At 65.0% G+C, this 360-nt stretch carries 1 protein-coding gene; it reads right to left on the bottom strand.

Features of this window, described 5'->3' with window-relative positions; all coding sequences use genetic code 11:
• On the bottom strand, window positions 1-360 hold a 360-nt coding region (locus ACLQ3J_RS20930; protein WP_425904302.1), incomplete at both ends, for an AMP-binding protein.

The raw sequence follows: 360 nt of genomic DNA, 5'->3' as shown, positions 1-360 counted from the left end.
GACAGCCCGTACTCGGCTACCAACCACGACACCTGATTGACCACCGAACCATGCGACACCGCCACACCCTTCGGCCGGCCCGTCGACCCCGACGTGAAAATCACATACGCCGTATTCGACGGCCGCAACGGCGAAATCCGCTCCGCATCCGACACCGGACCGGCCGCAACGCCCGAAAGATCCAGAGTGTCGATCGACACCACCGGAACCGACCCGGACCCGAACTCGGACTCGGGAAGCTCGAACCCGTCCCGCGACGTCGACACCACCAACACCGGCGACACCGACTCCACAATGAAACCATTACGCTCGGCAGGCTGATCCGGATCGATCGGCACATAGGCGCCGCCCGCCCGCACG

It is taken from the genome of Rhodococcus sp. DT1 (genome assembly GCF_049844875.1).
GTDB lineage: Bacteria > Actinomycetota > Actinomycetes > Mycobacteriales > Mycobacteriaceae > Rhodococcus.
The sequence above is the reverse complement of the archived record's forward strand: the minus strand, read 5'-3'. Positions and strand labels throughout refer to the sequence as shown.